This window comes from Bacillus sp. FJAT-27225, from assembly GCF_001685025.1.
Lineage (GTDB): Bacteria > Bacillota > Bacilli > Bacillales > Cytobacillaceae > Bacillus_D.
Map to the genome: position 1 here is coordinate 268,238 of NZ_MAYU01000012.1, position 17,987 is coordinate 286,224.

The window sequence follows — 17,987 nt, forward strand, 5'->3', positions numbered from 1 at the left end:
CGGTTCTGGTTTTTCACAGCATCCGTCCCCCTCTGCTTATTTGAGCAATTCTACTATCTCCTTGGCCCGTTCCAGTGACCGTTCGAAGTCGAGCCAATCCAAACTTTCGCGCAAGCCTTCTATCTTTTCTTCATCCTGCAAGTACACATATAAAGGCAGCTTCAGACAATGATAGACTTGTAGTTCATCCATTTTGTCTTCGACTAGCTTAACCGTACGCTCAACACTGACTGGGTCCTTCCCAGCAATTGCGATGATGGCCTTTGCGATATAGGAAAAGAGTACTCCCGATTGAAAGCCTGTTTCTTCCTGGGTTTGCGTTGCGAGCTCTGCGTACTCCTCCGCCAGAACGACATTTTTATCATGCAAAACATGCGCGATTGCCAATGCTGCATAGATTCTCCCAAGTTCAATTTTCGAATCCTGCTGTTCGTTGATTTCGATTGCTTTAGGCGCGAGCTTGATCGCTTCTTCCGGCTTTGACCAGCACAGGGTTTCCATCAGGCTTGTATGGGATTTTCCGATATAGCCATCGGTATTTTCACCCTGGAACATCGCCAGCGCACTCGAATAAATTTCTTCCGCTTCATCTGATAAAAAGTTCAGCCTGTAGACATGGCCCTTCGTCCGGATTGTCGCCGCTTTTTCAAAAATATTCGAGATTGTCGCGGTCGTCTCATCGAGTACCTGCACAGATCTCTTGTACTTGCCTCTCAAATAAAGCTGGTCGCCCCATTGGCGGAAAATCTTGCTGTACAACTTTTCCGTTTCCTTCGTATAGGCAATCCGTTTTGTCAAATTTTCATATAGCACTTCCGCTTCATCATACCTTCCTGACAACGCGGTAATATGCGTTTTCACATACTCAGCCATCGTGTCGAAGCGGCCGAGCCTGCTTGCCGAAATATCCGCTTTGCCAATCACGTCCAGTCCTTCAATCAGCTTGCCCTTCCACAACAGGCAATTGGCCCTAAGGAAATAAAGAACATCCTTCAAGTTTTCCTGCTGCCCGGCCCGAATCGAGATTTCTTCAACATCGTTCCAATAGCCATTGTCAATCAAATACAAGCCGGTCTCAATCAGCGCCTCCACTTCCGCTTTATTCACTTGCGGCAAAAAGGAACTTAACGACACAAGCTGGCTAAAGAATCGCTCCAGCAGCCGGTAATCATATTTTTCCTTCTGCTCATCTATAAAGTCGAACAAGCTGCGAATCACACTGATGCTCAGCTGGCTAGGCGTCCCTGATGCATTTGCGACTCCATCAAAAATATACTCGCGGATGCTGTCATGGATTTTGTTCATTCCGTACTCCGAATCAATATTGAGCACGAACGATTTTTCAAGAAACTGCTCATATTTCGTCAGAGGATAGCCAATATGGAATTTACCAAGCAAATACGCAAAAAGCTGATAATCGAAAAAGTGGATCGCCGACAGCGTTTTGACGAGTTCGGCTTCCTCATCAGAAAGATGTCTGAGGAATCGATCAATCACCTCATATTCAGCCATTTTAAAATCTTCGCTCTGCGGCTTCTGGCCGGCGGAAACCTTCTGCTCATAAATATTGACACAAAGATTCAAGTACAGCGGAATGCCTTTCGCCGACATAACGATTTCCTTCCGGATGCTCTCGTCCTCGATTGGCACCATCCGGAGAAACAAGTCGGCATCATCTTCCGGCAAGATGTCCAGGTCGACATTGTTAATATACTGTTTCCATTCAGGATTGTAGCTCTCCCAATTGATTGCATCCCGGCTCCCCATTATAAACAGGCCGACCTCGCTCGCCGCTACAAATTCGCGGATCCATTCATCGGCAGATTCGGTTACAGACTTCGTTTTCAGTTTTTTCAGCATCGTCTCATAGGCATCGAAGTAAATGATATGCTTGACCCCATCACGCTCATAGGCATTATACAAGGAAAGCCCCAAGTAGTACGGCAGCTTTCGAAAAATATCAATCGGCTGGCTATGATCGATTTCGTGGATCTCTTCTTTAAACTGGCTATAGGATTTCGTGTATTTATCCAACACCTTTGCGGAAACCGAGCGGATAAGCTTGAGCGGTATTTTCAAGCCGCTCACTCCGCCAACTTCCTCAAGGATATCCCAAATGATGCTATCCTCGGAATTGAAGCGTTTCTTGATTTCAATCGGAGTATAGCCGACCGAAGACCAATAGTTGACGAGCGCATAATCAAACAGCAGCGCTGGAACGGCAAGCTGCTTCCGGATTGCGATCATAATATCAGTCGGCGAATCAAACTCGAATGCATCCAAGCTGATGAAGATTTGGCGGATTTTTTTATTTTTTTCAACAGAAAGCTTCTTTTCTACTTCCTCATACAAGTGAGTCTGCAGCTTTGTTTTTCCAATCCCGCCCATTCCGTAAAATGCCAGCACTTTAAAAATTTCTTCGTCATTTTTTAGTTTCTCGTATGTATTCCAATATAGTTTGCGTGGCTCATTTCGGTCCGTGAACACACGGTTTGCCTTAAAGCCCCTTGGTTTTTTATATTTACTTAAATTCATAGTCTCCCCCTGCTAATCCAATAGTCCTAAAACCATTTTACACTGTAATTATAGTTAAAAGAAGATTAGAACAATAGAAAAGCAGCTTTTATTGGTGTACACTTTATAAGAAAAGTCTATATATAAGGGGATTTTTATGAGTACATATGGAATTCTGCAACGCTTTCGCGAATACTTGCCTGTATCCGACCAAACACCTATGCTGAGCTTAAACGAGGGCAACACACCTCTAGTACATTTGGGGCATTTATCCGAAAAGCTCAACATCAATCTTTTTGGAAAAATAGAAGGCGCCAACCCGACCGGATCGTTCAAAGACCGCGGCATGGTCCTCGCGGTTGCCAAGGCCAAAGAGGAAGGCTCACGCGTGATTATTTGCGCATCAACCGGGAATACCTCCGCCTCAGCAGCTGCATACGCGGCCAGAGCCGGCCTTGAGTGCATCGTCGTCATCCCGGATGGAAAAGTCGCGGCAGGCAAAGTTGCCCAGGCGGCTATCCATGGCGCCAAAATTGTCGCAATCAAAGGCAACTTCGACCAGGCCCAGGAGATTGTGACCAATCTGAAAAACTACTTGCCTATCACACCTGTCAACTCGACCAATCCGTACCGAATTGAGGGACAAAAAACCGCTGCCTTTGAAATTTGCGAGCAACTCGGAAAAGCGCCTGACATTCTTGCGATTCCGGTCGGCAACGCTGGGAACATCACTTCATATTGGAAAGGTTTCAAGGAGTACAATGAGAGGAATGAAACTGGCTTGCCGGAGATGCGCGGCTTCCAGGCAGAGGGCTGTGCAGCCATCGTTCGGAACGAAGTCATTGAAAATCCGGAAACCATCGCGACAGCCATCCGAATCGGCAACCCAGCCAGCTGGTCAAAAGCAGTCGCAGCAGCCGAAGAATCACACGGGAAAATTGACTCAGTAACCGATGAGGAGATACTCGAGGCATACAAGCTGCTGGCCCGTACCGAGGGAATCTTCGCCGAACCAGGATCAGCTGCTTCACTCGCTGGCGTCATCAAACAAGTGAAGAGTGGCGAAATCAAACCGGGAAGCACCATCGTCGCCGTCCTGACAGGCAACGGCCTAAAAGACCCAGACATCGCCCTCACAGCCGCAGAACTGACTCCAACCGTATTGCCGAGCGATGAAAAAGAAGTCGCCGCATTTATAAAGAGCTTCAGTTAGGAGGAAGGGCTGCAATTCAATAAAAAACAAAATAATTAGAAGCCCAATTGTTCTATCGGCAATTGGGCTTTACGTTTTATCTATTGTTTAGGCCTTAAATCGGAACCCTTTTTCCTTAGTCCACCCAACGTTATGACAAAAAAGAACCATCCCCCTATTGCAAACTAGAACCGACCCCTATCCTGCAACCTCCTATGAATAAAAATACAATTAAATTATAATTATATTTAAATAATTTGTTGCATATCACGTTGTCATTCACTATAATCAAATCTATTATAAAATAATTTTCATATTTATACATCGCAGAAAAAGGGGAGAATGTTTATGGAACACCTGGGCTGGATATCTTTGATCCCACCTATCATTGCAGTTGTGCTTGCAATTATTACGAAGAATGTAGTTGTGTCTTTATTCTCAGGAGCTTTTATGGGAGTATTGATTCTGATGGGCGGAAACCCTATTAAGGCAACAACCGAGACAATAGGAAACTACTTTTTCCCGCTAGCGGCGGATAGCTACAATGCAGCAATCATCGTCTTGTTATTCTTTATCGGCGGTTTTGTCGCGCTAATGGAGAAATCCGGCGGGGGAGCCGCTCTTGCAACCAATACTATTAAATTTATTAATACGAAGGCCAAAGCACAAATTTCGGCCTGGATTGGTGGAATTATTATCTTCTTCTCCGACTTGGGCACGCCGCTTATTGTCGGTCCGGTTTTTGAAAAAATCTTCGATAAGGCAAAGATTTCAAGAGAAAAACTTGCCTGGATTATTGATTCAACCTCTTCACCGGTCGCAGTTTTAGTTCCGTTTATTGGCTGGGGCGTTTACATTATGGGACTCATTCAAAAGGAATACGAAGCGCTGAATATTACAACATCTGAATTCACTACACTCGTCAAGGTCATACCTTTTCAGTTTTATGCCATCCTGGCTGTTGTGATGGTTCCGTTAATTGCTTTTTCCAAGCTGGACTTTGGGCCAATGGCAAAAGCGGAGCACAGGGTCCAAACGACTGGGGAACTGTATTGGCCTGAATCCAAGCCATTAAGGAGAGCGGAGAATAGTGAAGCAGGAATCAAGCACCAGCACGCTATCCTAATTTGGCTGCCATTGTTAGTGTTATTAATTACCCTGTTCAGTTTATTGATTTCGTATGGCTTCCCATTGGAGCCAGTGCCGGGAAATGATTTCAGGGTTGCCTTAAGTACAGCTTATCTATTTGCCGCCATTTCAATTATGATCTTAATGTTTGTTTATAAAGTGAAAAAATTGAGTGATATTTTTTCTATTTACACAACCGGGATGCAAAAAATGGTTTATGTTGCGGCTACACTGATCCTCGCCTGGTCACTAGGTAAGGTTATGAAAGAAATGGGCACTGCTGAATTTATCGTTGAGGCAATGGACGGCAATGTGCCGGCATTCATTATTCCAGCGGTTTTATTCCTGGTCGGTGTTTTAATGTCACTTGCATCCGGAACATCGTGGGGAACATTTGCGATTATGCTGCCGATTGCCATTCCTATGGCTGTTGCTCTTGATGCACATTTACTCGTTTGCATCGGTGCTGTTCTGTCAGGCGGAATCTTCGGCGACCACTGTTCACCTATTTCCGATACAACGATTTTATCTTCAACAGGCGCAGGGTCAGACCATATTGACCACGTGAAAACACAATTTCCGTATGCGGTTCTAAATGCATCGATTGCCTTAATTGGATATATTGTCGCGGGAATAACAGGCAGTGCATTCACGTTAATCTTAAACTTTACCTTGCTCATATTGGCTATTTTTATCTTATCCAAGATTCATAGAAAAAAGCATGCAGTAAGTGAAGGAGTTGGACTGTAGTGAAATTATGGGGCGGACGCTTTTCAAAGCAAGCAGATCAAATTATGGAAGAATTCAATACGTCTCTTCCTGTCGATCACAGACTTTATCATCAGGATATAACAGGAAGCATTGCTCATGTAAAAATGCTTGTAAAATGTGAATTGCTATCAGAGTCGGAAGGCGATCTGCTTATAGACGGACTTGAATCAATTTTAAAAGATATAGAGTCGGGAGTTCTAAAAGTAGAAGGAAATTATGAAGACATTCATTCTTTTGTAGAGATGAACCTGACCGAAAGAATCGGCGAAACAGGTAAAAAGCTGCATACAGCAAGAAGCAGAAATGACCAGGTAGCGGTCGACATGAGGCTATATGCTAAACAAAAGGGCCAGGAAGTGATGGCTGCCCTACAGCAACTAATCGATTCTTTAAAAAACAAAGCCGCTGAAAATAATGTGATCATGCCCGGTTATACTCATTTGCAGCGTGCGCAGGTTGTCACATTCAGCCATCACCTTGGCGCTTATGTTCAAATGTTTACCCGTGATAAAAAAAGAGTCGCCAACGCGATTGAGATTTTGGATGAAAACCCATTGGGATGCGGTGCGTTGGCGGGAACTACCCATAATATCGACCGGCAAATCACGACTGAACTTTTAGGTTTTTCCAAGCCTGTTGACAATTTTCTGGATGGAGTCAGCGACCGCGATTATTTGCTGGAACTGATGTCCGGCTTCTCCATCACAATGATGCATTTAAGCAGATTAAGCGAAGAGCTGATTCTCTGGAGCAGCCAGGAATTCCGGTTCATTGAAATAGATGATGCCTATTCAACAGGCAGCAGCATTATGCCGCAAAAGAAAAACCCTGACGCGGCAGAACTGATTCGAGGAAAAACAGGCCGGGTGTACGGCTCGCTTTTCTCGTTATTGACAACACTAAAAGGCTTGCCGCTCACTTATAACAAAGATATGCAGGAAGATAAAGAACAATTTTTTGATGCCCTGGATACCGTGATGGATTGCCTTGAGATCATGTCAAAAATGATCGATACCCTCCATGTCAAGGAAGAGAATATGAAAGCAGCAATCAAAGCAGGCTTCCTGAATGCCACCGAGGTCGCAGACTATTTGGTGGGGAAGGGAACCCCCTTCAGGGATGCCCACGAAATCGTCGGAAAAATCATCATCCATTGCGAGCAGCACAAGAAAAGCATCGAAGATTTAAGCCTGGATGAATTAGCAACATTCAGCAGCAGCATCTCGGACGATATTTACGAATATATCGATTATGAGAATATATTAAACAAAGGAAATAAAAAACTTCTAAAAGAATAATCACAAAAGGGGACGGTTCTACTCTGCCAAGCAAAGTAGAACCGTCCCCCTTTTTGGAAATCTTAGATAACTCCCTGGAATCGCAAAATGATTTCTGCAATCAGTGCGGAGCCAAGGTATGTTCCGAGAAGTACGCACATTCCGATGACGATGGTTTTCCAGCCAAGCTTGGCGAAGTCTGTCCAAGAGCGGCCAATCGATATGCCTGCGTAGGCCAAAATAGGTGTGGCGATTGCTAACAGATTGACTTGTCCTGTCCATTCGACAAACTTTTCCTGGAACGGCATGCCTGGAATCGTAATTATGAACCCGAGAATCCCGATGTAGGCAACACTCGGTATCTTTTTAAATGGAAGAGCCTTATGAATAATCAGCCCGATCAAACTAATCACTACTAAAACGAGAAGCCCTGGAAGCGCGGCAAGCGGCATTACCTCATAACCAATCCAGTTCCCTACAAGAATTAAAAGTGAAATAATGATAAATAATAAGACCCACTCCTGAATACTCTTCAACATGGTTATTACGCCTCCTTTGTATTAGCCGGAATTTCTTTTTTACTTCTCGCTCTAGAAAGAATTTGATAGAGTTTTTCGGTTAACGGCAAACCTACCAAAATGCTCGCGTATAACCCAGTAACAGATGTTAATAGGTTGCTAGCTCCAGAGAAGGCAGTAATTTCATCGGCCATGTCCGGATAGGCGGCTACAAGCGGACCAAGCGAAGCTGCTGCCATGCTGCCGCTCCCTACTCCAGTTGCCATCGCAAATGAGTAAGGATGAAGAGGTGTAGCTGTTGCTAAGAATCCTGAGATGAGGCCAAGGAAGATCGATCCAAAAACTGTACCGAAGATATACATCGCCATTACTCCGCGTCCCTCCGGAGAAGAAAGGCCATATTTATCCGTGATAAGGGCCAGGTTTGGCTCACGGCCAATTGAGTGTGTCATCCCGATGGCTTCTCTCTTCAAGCCTAGTAAAACAGCTATAGGCAATGCGAATAAAATGGTACCCAGATTCCCAATCTCCTGAAGAATCAGTGCCGGGCCTGCTTCAATTAGCAGCGGCAAAGCAGGGCCTGCCTGGACGCCGAATTTTGCGATCAATAGAGTCAGTGTTATAAACACGAGAGTCTCAGCATTTTCGGACTGCTTTTTTGTAACGGCTGGAGTAAAATAGACGGCAATGCCAATAATTACGGCATACAACATCGGCAATAATAAAATAACCCCTACACCAACAGCAATTCGGTGTGTACCAATCAGTTCAGTCACAATAACAATGGCAAGTACAATAAGATGCAAGCGCCAATCCTTCCATAATTTCACGGCATTTTCGCTCAACTTCAATTCCCCCTTTTTTAATTCAACCTTTGTAAAAAATTTCAATCAGTAGGGGAATTAACCACTACCTCCATGATTAAAAACTGATTCTAGACTGTCCCTACTTGACGGCTAAGGTGCCACCTATCCTAACAACCTTCTACTCTGCTTGGCTAACGAGAACCGTCCCTATTTGCCCATCCTTTTTCCCATTTGTTTTCATGTATTCCAATGTTGCCTTCCCTAACACCTTTGCTGCAATTAGCAGTGCTCGTTCATCGATATCGAATTTAGGATGATGATGCGGGTAGGATTCCTTCCATTCAGGATTCTTTGCACCGGTAAAGAAGAACGTGCCTTTCACATGCTGCAGGTAGTAGGCGTAATCCTCGCCACCCATGACTGGTTCAGTTTCGGCAACCTTCTCAACGCCAGGAACATCCTCTGCCAGCCTGGCGACAAATTCTGTCTCTTCTTTATGATTAACGAGGGTTGGATAGCCGCGCGAATACGTAAGCTCATATTCTGCACCATTGACATCACAAGTCCCACGAACAACTCTTTCCATTTCTTTTTCTATGAACGTACGAGTTTCTTCTTTAAAAGTACGGACAGTCCCGATCATTTCGGCAACATCAGCAATGACATTGTACGGATTTTTGGCAACGAATGACGTTACCGATACGACTGCGGAATCCAAAGGATCCACTTTCCGGCTTACAATTTGCTGAAGATTGTTGATGAGCTGGCCGCCGACTACGATGCTATCAACGGTTTGGTGCGGATAGGCACCGTGTCCTCCCCGCCCCTGAATTTTAATATCAAAACGGTCGGGAGCCGCCTGAATCGCACCGACTCGATACCCGATTTCACCAAGAGGCATCTGAGCCTGTAAATGTGTACCGAAAATGACATCGACACCGTCAAGGCAGCCATCTTCAATCATGGAAATCGCGCCGCCTGGAGGAAGTTCCTCCGCATGCTGATGAATAAAAACAACCATGCCATCCAACTCAGACTTAAACCCATTCAACACTTTAGCAAGTCCCAGCAGTGTAGCAGTATGGCCATCATGGCCGCATGCATGCATAACTCCAACATTTTTGGACTGGAAGGGCAAATCGGTTTGTTCAACAATCGGCAGCGCATCAAAGTCCGCCCGCAAGGCAACAGTTGGCCCTGGACGGTCTCCTTTTAAATAAGCAACAACTCCATTGCCGCCAACGCCAGTCCGTACGACGTGCCCCAGACTGCGATGATAATTCGCAATGTATTCCGCTGTTTTCACTTCCTCAAACGACAATTCCGGATATTCATGCAAATATCTGCGAATTGAAACAATTTCATCATAAACCTCATCAAGCTTTTCAAATAAGCTTTTCAAGCAAATCCCTCCTGTTATTCATTCAGTTCTTTCAAAATCGTGTAAACTGCTGACGAGTCTTGCAGGCCTATTCCTTTGTTCTTAGCCAAATGGAAAAGCTGATGTATAGTATCACTTACAAAGGTGGTTATATCGGAATCCTCAGCCAATTTTCGATACAAGTTGATATCCTTCGCCATATTTGCAAGCGAGAATTTTACATTATCGAAGGATTCATCTAAAATATTGATGCCAAATACATCCATCGCCCTCGTTTGTCCCGATCCTTTTTGAAGGATCCCGGCAAGCTTTTCCTTTGAAACGCCTGAACTTTCTCCCGTCAGGAACGCTTCACTTAATAAAGTAATCACACCCGCTACGACCATATTGTGGCAAAGCTTAACGGTTTGTCCGGCCCCGCTTTTTCCAACATATTCGATATGTTTACCTACCGACTGCAAAACCGGAACAATGCTCGGATAATCCTCTTCGTTTCCCCCAACCATGATCGTCAGCTTCCCATTCGCCGCTCCATCCGGGCCACCGCTTAGCGGACAGTCGAAAAACGAAACACCCCTCGTTTCGGCAATCTCATGGATTTCCCTCGTCAGAGCCACATCATTCGTACTCATATCCAGGATGAAAGATCCTTTTTTCATGTTAAAAAGAACTCCTTTTTTGCTATCCAAAAGAGTCTCCCTGATGATATCTGGTGAGGAAAGAGAAAGAATCAAATAATCGAGTTCGCCTGCCATTTCGTCAGGGCTCCGACTAGGAATCGCTCCTAGACTGGCTAATCTCATTACCGCATCCGAATCGATATCATATACATGCACCTGGTAGTTATGCTTAAGTAAGTTTTTCGCGATGCCGCTTCCCATTAGCCCGCATCCAATCACACCAACCCTGGTCATTCTCTCACCGCCCCTTTAGGCCTTTATATAAACAGTCTTATATTCTGTCCAAAAGTCGAGAGCGGTTGAGCCTTGCTCTCTTGGGCCTAGACTGGATGCTTTTTTGCCGCCAAACGGGTATTGGTTTTCAAAATAATTTGAAGGTATATTCACATGTGTGACGCCTGTTTGAATGTGCTTCACAAAATGCATCGCCTTCTCAAGATCTTTTGTGTAAATGGTTGAGGACAAGCCGAACTCGCTATCATTCGCTACTTCCAACGCTTCCTCATACGAATCGACCTCAATGACCGCAATAACAGGAGCAAAGATTTCCTCTTTGAAAATGGTCATCTCGGGTGTGACGCCGCTAAAGACAGTCGGAGCGACAAAATAGCCTTTGCCCCTGCCCTGGTCTGTCAGTCTCTTGCCGCCGCATTCAAGGGTAGCGCCCTCTTTAACAGCCAAGTCAATATGTTTCAAATAAAGGTTCATTTGGCTTTCATCAATAACAGGGCCATTGTCCACCTTTTCATCAAATCCATCAGCAATATGTAATGCATTTGCCGCTTCTGTCAATCTCGTGATAACCTCTCTCGAAATGCTTCTCGGGACAATAAGCCTGCTTGTCCCAGTGCACCGCTGGCCATTATCAAAAAATCCGCTAATGACAACATTTTCAATCGTTTCATCCAGGTTCGCATCCTCAAGGATAATTGACGCGTTCTTGCCGCCCATCTCAGCCTGCATTTTCCCCCCGCGGGCCGTGACTGCCCTTCCCAATGCCAGGCCAACATCGGTTGAACCGGTAAACGAAACGGCTTTAATCTTCGGATGTTCGCCAATTGCACCACCAATCACGCCACCGGGGCCTGTCACCATATTTACAACCCCTTTTGGTACTCCAGCTTTTTCAAAAAGCTCAATAATTTTCACACTGATAAGGGATGTATTGCTTGCCGGTTTAAAAATCACCGTGTTGCCAGCAACGATTGCAGGCGCAATCTTCCATATTCCAATTCCAAGAGGAAAATTGTAAGGAGCAATGACGCCGACGACTCCAAGCGGCTCCCTCACGGTATATGCAAAAATATCGGCATTTTTAGATGGAACCGTTTCTCCTTTTAGCCGTGTTGCCTCACCACTGAACTGCTTCATAGCATCAATCGTGATGTTCACTTCAGCCAAAGAGTTTTTATAGGTTTTACCAACCTCTTTTGTAATGATCGTGGCCAGTTCTTCTTTTTGCTCTTCCAGTAAGTAGATTAACTTGAACAAAACATCGCCCCGCTCAGGAACAGCAACCTGTGACCACGTCTTAAACGCCCTTTCCGCAACCAAAATCGCCGCCTCGACATCCCGCTGATCGGATTTCTGGAAATAACCCAGCACTTCCTCCGTGTTTGCCGGATTGATACTCTCATACACCTCTCCAGATAAAGCTGGAACCCACTCGCCATTAATATAGTTAAAGTACGTTTGAACCATTTTTCCTCCCCCCTCCTCTTTTGCTAATATTTCCGGCAAATCAAAATCGTTCCTAACAAAAGTAATGGTTCTTTGCCGGTCCCTAGCTATTAAAATTTATTATAATATTCTAAATTGTATATAAAAATATGGCAAGCCACAAAATTTTACATTAGATTTTGTGGCTTGCCACATATAACTGGGTTGCAATCATACTATCAACCCATTCTTTTTCATTATTTAGACTTTATACATCACCTGGACTTCCCCAGCTACAAATCAACCTTTCCTATAACGGAATTTCCCGTGACCGGATTTCCACCTCGACTTCTTCGTCACAGTATCGGATAAATTCAACCAGGTTTTTTAAAAGTTCATGATGGTAGATTTCACCGTTTTCCTTTGTGGATACAGTGGGGTCCCCAACTACGCCAACGTTCACGGCTCCTTCCCGATATCCCGCGACATCACTCGGCACGAACATCCTATCTGCTTCAACGAAAGGATCGTGCTGGAGAAACTCATGCTTGAGTTGAATATTTTTAATGGCCTTGTCCATCTCACATAGTTCAGGCAGGATGTACAGCATGTGGGATGTTTCCATCTCAGCCGCATGCCCGACTCCTCCTGGCTCGGATTTCTTGATTTTCTTGCCGATTTGCTCGGCGATATAAAACGGGTCGGCGATGGCAAGGAAAGCGCCAGTTTCATTCCTAAGCTTCGTTATCGCAATTTTTAACGGGGGCAGGTTCGCCTCGCGGTGTCCATTTATGATGATGATCTTTTTGAACCCATGGTAAACAAGGCTCTTGCATATATCATAGATAAGATTAGTCAACGTTTCCGGCCTTAATGTAATCGTGCCGGGAAACGCCATATGGTGCGGAGCCCACCCAACCCAGTTTGGCGGAGCGACAAGGGTATTCGTCTGACGGCCAAGGTCTTCCGCAACCTTATTGGCCACAAAGGAATCGGTCCCAAGCGGCAGGTGTTTACCATGCTGTTCCACACTACCAACCGGAACGATGATTGTTTTTTTCGTCTCCAAATACTTCTCTACATCTTCCCATTTATTTTCCTGAAGCCATATACTTTTCAAAAAAATCTTCCTTTCTGTTTCTTTTTAAGTATTTCCGTCAAAAGGTCCTCCCGCTTGGCATGTTCCGCAATCTAGAACCTTCCCCGGTTGGCAGAATATTATTGATTCAACTTCTCCATATCATTTTCATCAAGGTACTCCCAACGGTCTCTGGAATACAGGAAATAGAATGCGGTAATCAAAATGATCCAGGATAATCCGATGAGCAAAGGGATTGTTTCGATATAGGTCAAAATCCAAAAAGAAGCTATAGCTGCAAAAATGGCCAATACCGGAATATTCTTTATGTTGCCCGGATACCGGAACGGCGCTTTTAGGTGCGGCTGTTTAATTCTGACGACTATAACAGCAATATTCATCAGCCCCATCATCAGCCAGTTGGAGAAAACTGCTGCCCCAACGGCAATCGAAATCGCCTTGCCATATCCCATCGTACTCATCATCGTTGTTCCAAGCGCAATAACACCAGTAAAGATAGTCGCATAAACCGGAACCTGAGTTTTTGGGCTGACCTTGCCGAGGATACCCGGAACTGCTTTTTCCCTTGCGGCAGCAAAAAGCATTCTTGAAGAGCCCAATAAGCATCCCACTGTTGAAGTGCCGGTCGCAGTTAAAGCTGCAATCGCAATCAGCACTGCGCCGATCCCAGGCAATACAGTCTCAACCGCCAGCGATAAAGGAGCTGTTGACGCTGCCAGCAAAGCTGGATCCGCTGCTGATACCACGCCAAAACCTGTCAAACAATAGAGGATAACGACTGTCACCAAGGCGGAAATTTGCGCAAGAGGCAAATTCCTGCGCGGATTCTTCGCTTCTTCCCCTAGTGTCAACACTGCCTCAACCTGCATTTGCCCGAATGCAATAAGTGCTGTGGCAGCAAAAACGCCAGTCCATCCATTCGGCAAAAACTCTGCAAATTGAAATGGCCCGGATGGATTATGGGATATTGTAATCACAGCAATCGCAAATAACGCCACAACCTGGATAATTGAAAAAAAGGTATTTATTTTCCCCGTTGCTGAAATTCCCATTAGCAATAATCCTGTAATCAAAATTGAGATAGCAGGAGCAACAACTGTAGTTGGTAGGGATGGAAATAAGTAATTAAAATAGCCGGCAAAACCTAAATTTACAGCCCCAGCCGCAAACGCAAAGGAAAGAAAATACAGGCCCGAACACCATAATGCCATCAACTTGCCAAGGTCTTTATGAATCGGAGTGAACGCAAACTTCGAATAAGCATAGGAAGCCCCTTCGTATGGCCAAAGCGAAGCAAGCTCCGCATAACTCATACACGATAAAATCGCAATAATTCCTGCAATAAGGAACGCAACGAATAAGGCTGGCCCTGCCTGGGCAACAGCCGGTGCAATAACGGTGAAAATTCCACCGCCTATCAATGCCCCGACACCAACACTCCATAAATCAACAAATCCTAAGCCTCGGTTTAACTTCCCATCTTCAGAGATGGCTGCCTGATTAGCAGTTTGAGTTTTCATCATTATCCCCCATTTCATTATATGAAATCATAATTTCATTTTATAAAGATTACTTAATTCGACTCTTTCTTTAAAATCTCCTTCTTTTATTATCAAAAAATTTAAAATCCTTTAGCGAAATAAAAAAACACCTCTAATCGAGATGTTTCAACTAAGTTCCTGTTCAATTTTCCGAACTGTTTCCTTTAACGTTCTTATATAAAAATCCATTCTTCCGTCAGTAAAATCCTGTTCAACCCCAATTACACTTAAAGCGGCTAAAACATTCCCGTTTATGTTCCGGATAGGGACCGCAATCGCGACCGTTCCTTTATAAAGCTCGCCTCTGCTAATCGCGTAACCTTGTTTTGCAATTTTACTCAGTTCCTTAAGAAGCTGATTACGGTCTAGTTTTAAAGTTGCAGCAAATGGTTCTACTTCATTTTTCTCAACAATCCACTTTTGTTCTTCTTCCGTTAAGGCAGCCAGCAACACTCGCGGGCAGGCCGCCACATACAATGGAACCCTTCGTCCTACCTGCGGAAACACTCGGATGTGCTTTAATGATTCAAACTGCTCAACATATACTGCATCCTGGCCGTCCTTTACCGCCAATTGTACAGACAGCCCCGTATCATTTCTAAGCTGAAGCATCTGCTTCCTGGCCATGTCCCTGATATCGATTTGGCGGTTAACCATCTCGCCTTTTTCCAAAAAAGCCATGCCGAGCTGAAACCCCATTTGGCCCTTTTTATCCGCCCTTCTTAGATAACCGAACTTTTCCAGCGAACAAGCCATCCGGAACGCAGTCGGCTTTGAAAAACCAGTTCGTTCAGACAGCTCGTCCAGGGTAAGGGTGGGTTCCTCGATAGTGAAACACTCGATGAGTTGCAAGGCTTTTTCAACACTTCCAGTCTTACTAGAAAGTTCCTTCATGGTTTCTCCTCTTATTAAAAATTCAATGCAGATCACTACCATTATACTAAATTTCCCAGTACAATCTATTAAAAGCTTAAAAGCACCTTTCACATGACATTTGCTAGACTGCGAAAATAAAACCCGCTTTGAACAAACTAAGCGGGTTTCCCTCATTTATAAATGGATTTACATAATCATAAACTGTACTCCAGCAGCTCTTTCCGTTTGTCCCGTAACGTTTGGACAACTTGTTCATAGTCGCTGATTTTAGCCTGGAGACTGGCTTTTCGGTTGTTGATCATACGGGTGACCTCTTTTGGGCTTGGGCCGCCCTGGATGTCGCGGATTTCAACGAAGTATTCTGGCGAGATGATTTTTTGCCATTCTTGGCTTGTCAGTTTGACATCCACGAATTTGCCGATTGCCTCGTTAATCAGGTCAATATCCCACTCATACAGCTCTTTTCCCTGCTTGATGGTTTCCTTTGAAATATAGCTTGCGATGGAGTGGGCTTTCCTGAAGGAGATACCGTATTCCCTCGCCAGCGTATCGGCAAGCTCAGTAATCGTAATGCTCGATTTCCGGGCCATTTCCCTGGCGTGATCCTTATTCACCTTCAGTGTTGCAATGACGGCGTACATAAGTGCCATGACACGGTTCGCATTATCGAAGGCGCGGTATAGATGAGGCTGCAGGTCATCCTCGGTATCAACAATATCGCCAAACGGCGTATTGTGAATCATGCTGACCGCAGCGAACGCTTCTCCGTAAGCACTGCTCGCAATTGAACGTGAATGCTCGATTGACACCGGATTCCGCTTTTGTGGCATAATGCTAGAGCATTGCACATACGGATCGGCAACATAGAACGTCCCGAACTCCCTTGTGACGTGCTGAAGGAAATCCTGAATCCAGCGGCCTGTATTGACCATACACGTCATCAGCGCGGTTGCTGTCTCCAGCAAGTAATCTGCTCCGCCGATACAGTCATAGGAATTTTCAATCAACCTGTCAAAACCAAGCAGGTCGCGCGTACGGTCCCTATTAATCCGGAAACCGGTCGTTGTCAGCGCAGCAGCGCCCAAAGCCGATTGGTTGACCGTCTCGTAGGCGTTCCATAACCGTTTGATATCCCGTTGCAAAACATCATAAATGGCTAGAAAATAATGGCCAAGAGTCGTCGGCTGCGCAGGCTGGGTATGGGTATAGCCAGTCATATAGGTTTCCTTATTCCGCTCGGCCTGCTCAAGCAATGCCTCGCTAAGCCGATGAGCACTCCCAAGCAGCTTAAGCAAATGCTCCCTGAGCACAAGGCGGTACATCGCAATTCCCATATCATTGCGGCTGCGGCCGATGTGGATTTTCCCGGCCAACTCGTCACCGATTTCTTCGCCTATTTTCGCCTCCATCATGAAAAATAAATCTTCAAACTCGGGCTGATAGGAAAGGAGAGTCCGATCCGATTCCCCGACCTTGTTAATACCCTCAAGCATCCGCTTCGCTTCCGATTTCGAAATAATATTCTGCTCTGAAAGCATAATGACGTGAGCCCGATGAATATCAAACATGACGTCGAACAGATAATCCCTCTGGTCATTAAAAACCGGCTTCAACAGCTTTTCAACATAGGTTTTCCCCGGGAAGGCAACCCCTTCATCCGTGATAAAATCCTCTAGTTTACTCACATCTTCATCTCCATTTATGACAATCATTTTCAGTCTTCAAACTCCAAAAACTGTGTTCCGTCTAGTAAATAGTTTTTGTGGACAAAACTCAGCTCACCCAAGCTCTGTTCCGTCTAGTAAACACACTTTAGTGGACAAAACTCAGCTCACCAAACCCTGTTCTGTCTAGTAAACACACTTTAGTGGTCAAAACTCAGCTCACCAAACCCTGTTCTAACTAGTAAACACACTTTAGTGGACAAAACTCAGCTCACCGAACCCTGTTCCGGCTAGTAAACACACTTTAGTGGACAAAACTCAGCTCACCAAACCCTGTTCCGGCTAGTAAACACACTTTAGTGGACAAAACTCAGCTCACCAAACCCTGTTCCGGCTAGTAAACACACTTTAGTGGACAAAACTCAGCTCACCAAACCCTGTTCCGGCTAGTAAACACACTTTAGTGGACAAAACTCAGCTCACCAAACCCTGTTCCGGCTAGTAAACACACTTTAGTGGACAAAACTCAGCTCACCAAACCCTGTTCCGGCTAGTAAACACACTTTAGTGGACAAAACTCAGCTCACCAAACCCTGTTCCGGCTAGTAAACACACTTTAGTGGACAAAACTCAGCTCACCAAACCCTGTTCCGGCTAGTAAACACACTTTAGTGGACAAAACTCAGCTCACCAAACCCTGTTCCGGCTAGTAAACACACTTTAGTGGACAAAACTCAGCTCACCAAACCCTGTTCCGGCTAGTAAACACACTTTAGTGGACAAAACTCAGCTCACCAAACCCTGTTCCGGCTAGTAAACACACTTTAGTGGACAAAACTCAGCTCACCAAACCCTGTTCTGTCTAGTAAACACTTTTCAGT

13 protein-coding genes are annotated in these 17,987 nt (G+C 45.0%); 3 read left to right on the forward strand and 10 right to left on the reverse strand.

Going from position 1 to position 17,987, the window contains the following annotated elements:
• Positions 1-36: 36 nt before the first annotated feature.
• Entirely contained in the window at positions 37-2,535 is a 2,499-nt protein-coding gene (locus tag A8F94_RS08890) for a hypothetical protein (protein WP_066198595.1), read from the reverse strand.
• A gap of 136 nt (positions 2,536-2,671) precedes the next feature.
• Between A8F94_RS08890 and thrC the strand changes: the two genes are divergently transcribed.
• The 3 genes from thrC to argH (A8F94_RS08905) all read left to right on the forward strand — a co-directional run bounded on the left by thrC (position 2,672) and on the right by argH (A8F94_RS08905) (position 6,903).
• The gene (gene thrC, locus A8F94_RS08895; protein WP_066198597.1) at positions 2,672-3,727 is read left to right on the forward strand and encodes a threonine synthase; all 1,056 of its coding nucleotides are present in this window, start codon (positions 2,672-2,674) and stop codon (positions 3,725-3,727) included.
• 327 nt (positions 3,728-4,054) lie between these two features.
• Positions 4,055-5,584 (forward strand): Na+/H+ antiporter NhaC family protein, encoded by a 1,530-nt coding sequence (locus A8F94_RS08900; protein WP_066198600.1) that lies wholly within the window; start codon positions 4,055-4,057, stop codon positions 5,582-5,584.
• Positions 5,584-6,903, forward strand: a complete 1,320-nt coding sequence (gene argH / locus A8F94_RS08905; protein ID WP_066198602.1) for an argininosuccinate lyase — start codon at positions 5,584-5,586, stop codon at positions 6,901-6,903. Before A8F94_RS08900 ends, argH (A8F94_RS08905) begins: the two co-directional genes overlap by 1 nt.
• Positions 6,904-6,965: 62 nt before the next feature.
• On the opposite strand, the gene A8F94_RS08910 is transcribed toward argH (A8F94_RS08905), so the two are convergent.
• From A8F94_RS08910 to argH (A8F94_RS08950), 9 genes are all read right to left on the reverse strand, one after another.
• Positions 6,966-7,421, reverse strand: coding sequence for a hypothetical protein (locus A8F94_RS08910; protein WP_066198605.1), 456 nt, complete (start codon positions 7,419-7,421; stop codon positions 6,966-6,968).
• Positions 7,422-7,426: 5 nt separating this feature from the next.
• Positions 7,427-8,245 carry a DUF3100 domain-containing protein gene (locus tag A8F94_RS08915; protein ID WP_066200360.1) on the reverse strand — a complete coding sequence of 273 codons (819 nt, stop codon included), beginning with the start codon at positions 8,243-8,245 and terminating at the stop codon, positions 7,427-7,429.
• A gap of 139 nt (positions 8,246-8,384) precedes the next feature.
• Complete coding sequence (locus A8F94_RS08920) at positions 8,385-9,608, reverse strand: M20 family metallopeptidase (protein WP_066198608.1); 1,224 nt, start codon at positions 9,606-9,608, stop codon at positions 8,385-8,387.
• A gap of 14 nt (positions 9,609-9,622) precedes the next feature.
• Positions 9,623-10,501 (reverse strand): NAD(P)-dependent oxidoreductase, encoded by an 879-nt coding sequence (locus A8F94_RS08925; RefSeq protein ID WP_066198610.1) that lies wholly within the window; start codon positions 10,499-10,501, stop codon positions 9,623-9,625.
• Between the two features lie 15 nt (positions 10,502-10,516).
• A complete protein-coding gene (locus A8F94_RS08930) occupies positions 10,517-11,968 on the reverse strand; it encodes an aldehyde dehydrogenase family protein (protein WP_066198613.1) in 1,452 nt (483 codons plus the stop codon).
• A gap of 268 nt (positions 11,969-12,236) precedes the next feature.
• On the reverse strand, positions 12,237-13,046 hold the full coding sequence (locus A8F94_RS08935; RefSeq protein WP_175384383.1) for a creatininase family protein: 810 nt from the start codon (positions 13,044-13,046) through the stop codon (positions 12,237-12,239).
• 98 nt (positions 13,047-13,144) lie between these two features.
• A complete protein-coding gene (locus tag A8F94_RS08940) occupies positions 13,145-14,545 on the reverse strand; it encodes an APC family permease (RefSeq protein WP_066198616.1) in 1,401 nt (466 codons plus the stop codon).
• Positions 14,546-14,692: 147 nt separating this feature from the next.
• Positions 14,693-15,460 carry an IclR family transcriptional regulator gene (locus A8F94_RS08945; protein WP_066198621.1) on the reverse strand — a complete coding sequence of 256 codons (768 nt, stop codon included), beginning with the start codon at positions 15,458-15,460 and terminating at the stop codon, positions 14,693-14,695.
• 176 nt (positions 15,461-15,636) lie between these two features.
• A complete protein-coding gene (gene argH, locus A8F94_RS08950) occupies positions 15,637-17,127 on the reverse strand; it encodes an argininosuccinate lyase (protein WP_077247684.1) in 1,491 nt (496 codons plus the stop codon).
• Positions 17,128-17,987 lie beyond the last annotated feature (860 nt).

What these genes read in the sequence shown, in the direction of transcription:
- A8F94_RS08910 (WP_066198605.1), bottom strand. Translation starts at nt 7,421, where the DNA reads ATGTTGAAGAGTATTCAGGAGTGGGTCTTATTATTTATCATTATTTCA.
- A8F94_RS08925 (WP_066198610.1), bottom strand. Translation starts at nt 10,501, where the DNA reads ATGACCAGGGTTGGTGTGATTGGATGCGGGCTAATGGGAAGCGGCATC.
- A8F94_RS08945 (WP_066198621.1), bottom strand. Translation starts at nt 15,460, where the DNA reads ATGAAGGAACTTTCTAGTAAGACTGGAAGTGTTGAAAAAGCCTTGCAA.
- thrC (WP_066198597.1), top strand. Translation starts at nt 2,672, where the DNA reads ATGAGTACATATGGAATTCTGCAACGCTTTCGCGAATACTTGCCTGTA.
- A8F94_RS08940 (WP_066198616.1), bottom strand. Translation starts at nt 14,545, where the DNA reads ATGAAAACTCAAACTGCTAATCAGGCAGCCATCTCTGAAGATGGGAAG.
- A8F94_RS08930 (WP_066198613.1), bottom strand. Translation starts at nt 11,968, where the DNA reads ATGGTTCAAACGTACTTTAACTATATTAATGGCGAGTGGGTTCCAGCT.
- A8F94_RS08900 (WP_066198600.1), top strand. Translation starts at nt 4,055, where the DNA reads ATGGAACACCTGGGCTGGATATCTTTGATCCCACCTATCATTGCAGTT.
- A8F94_RS08890 (WP_066198595.1), bottom strand. Translation starts at nt 2,535, where the DNA reads ATGAATTTAAGTAAATATAAAAAACCAAGGGGCTTTAAGGCAAACCGT.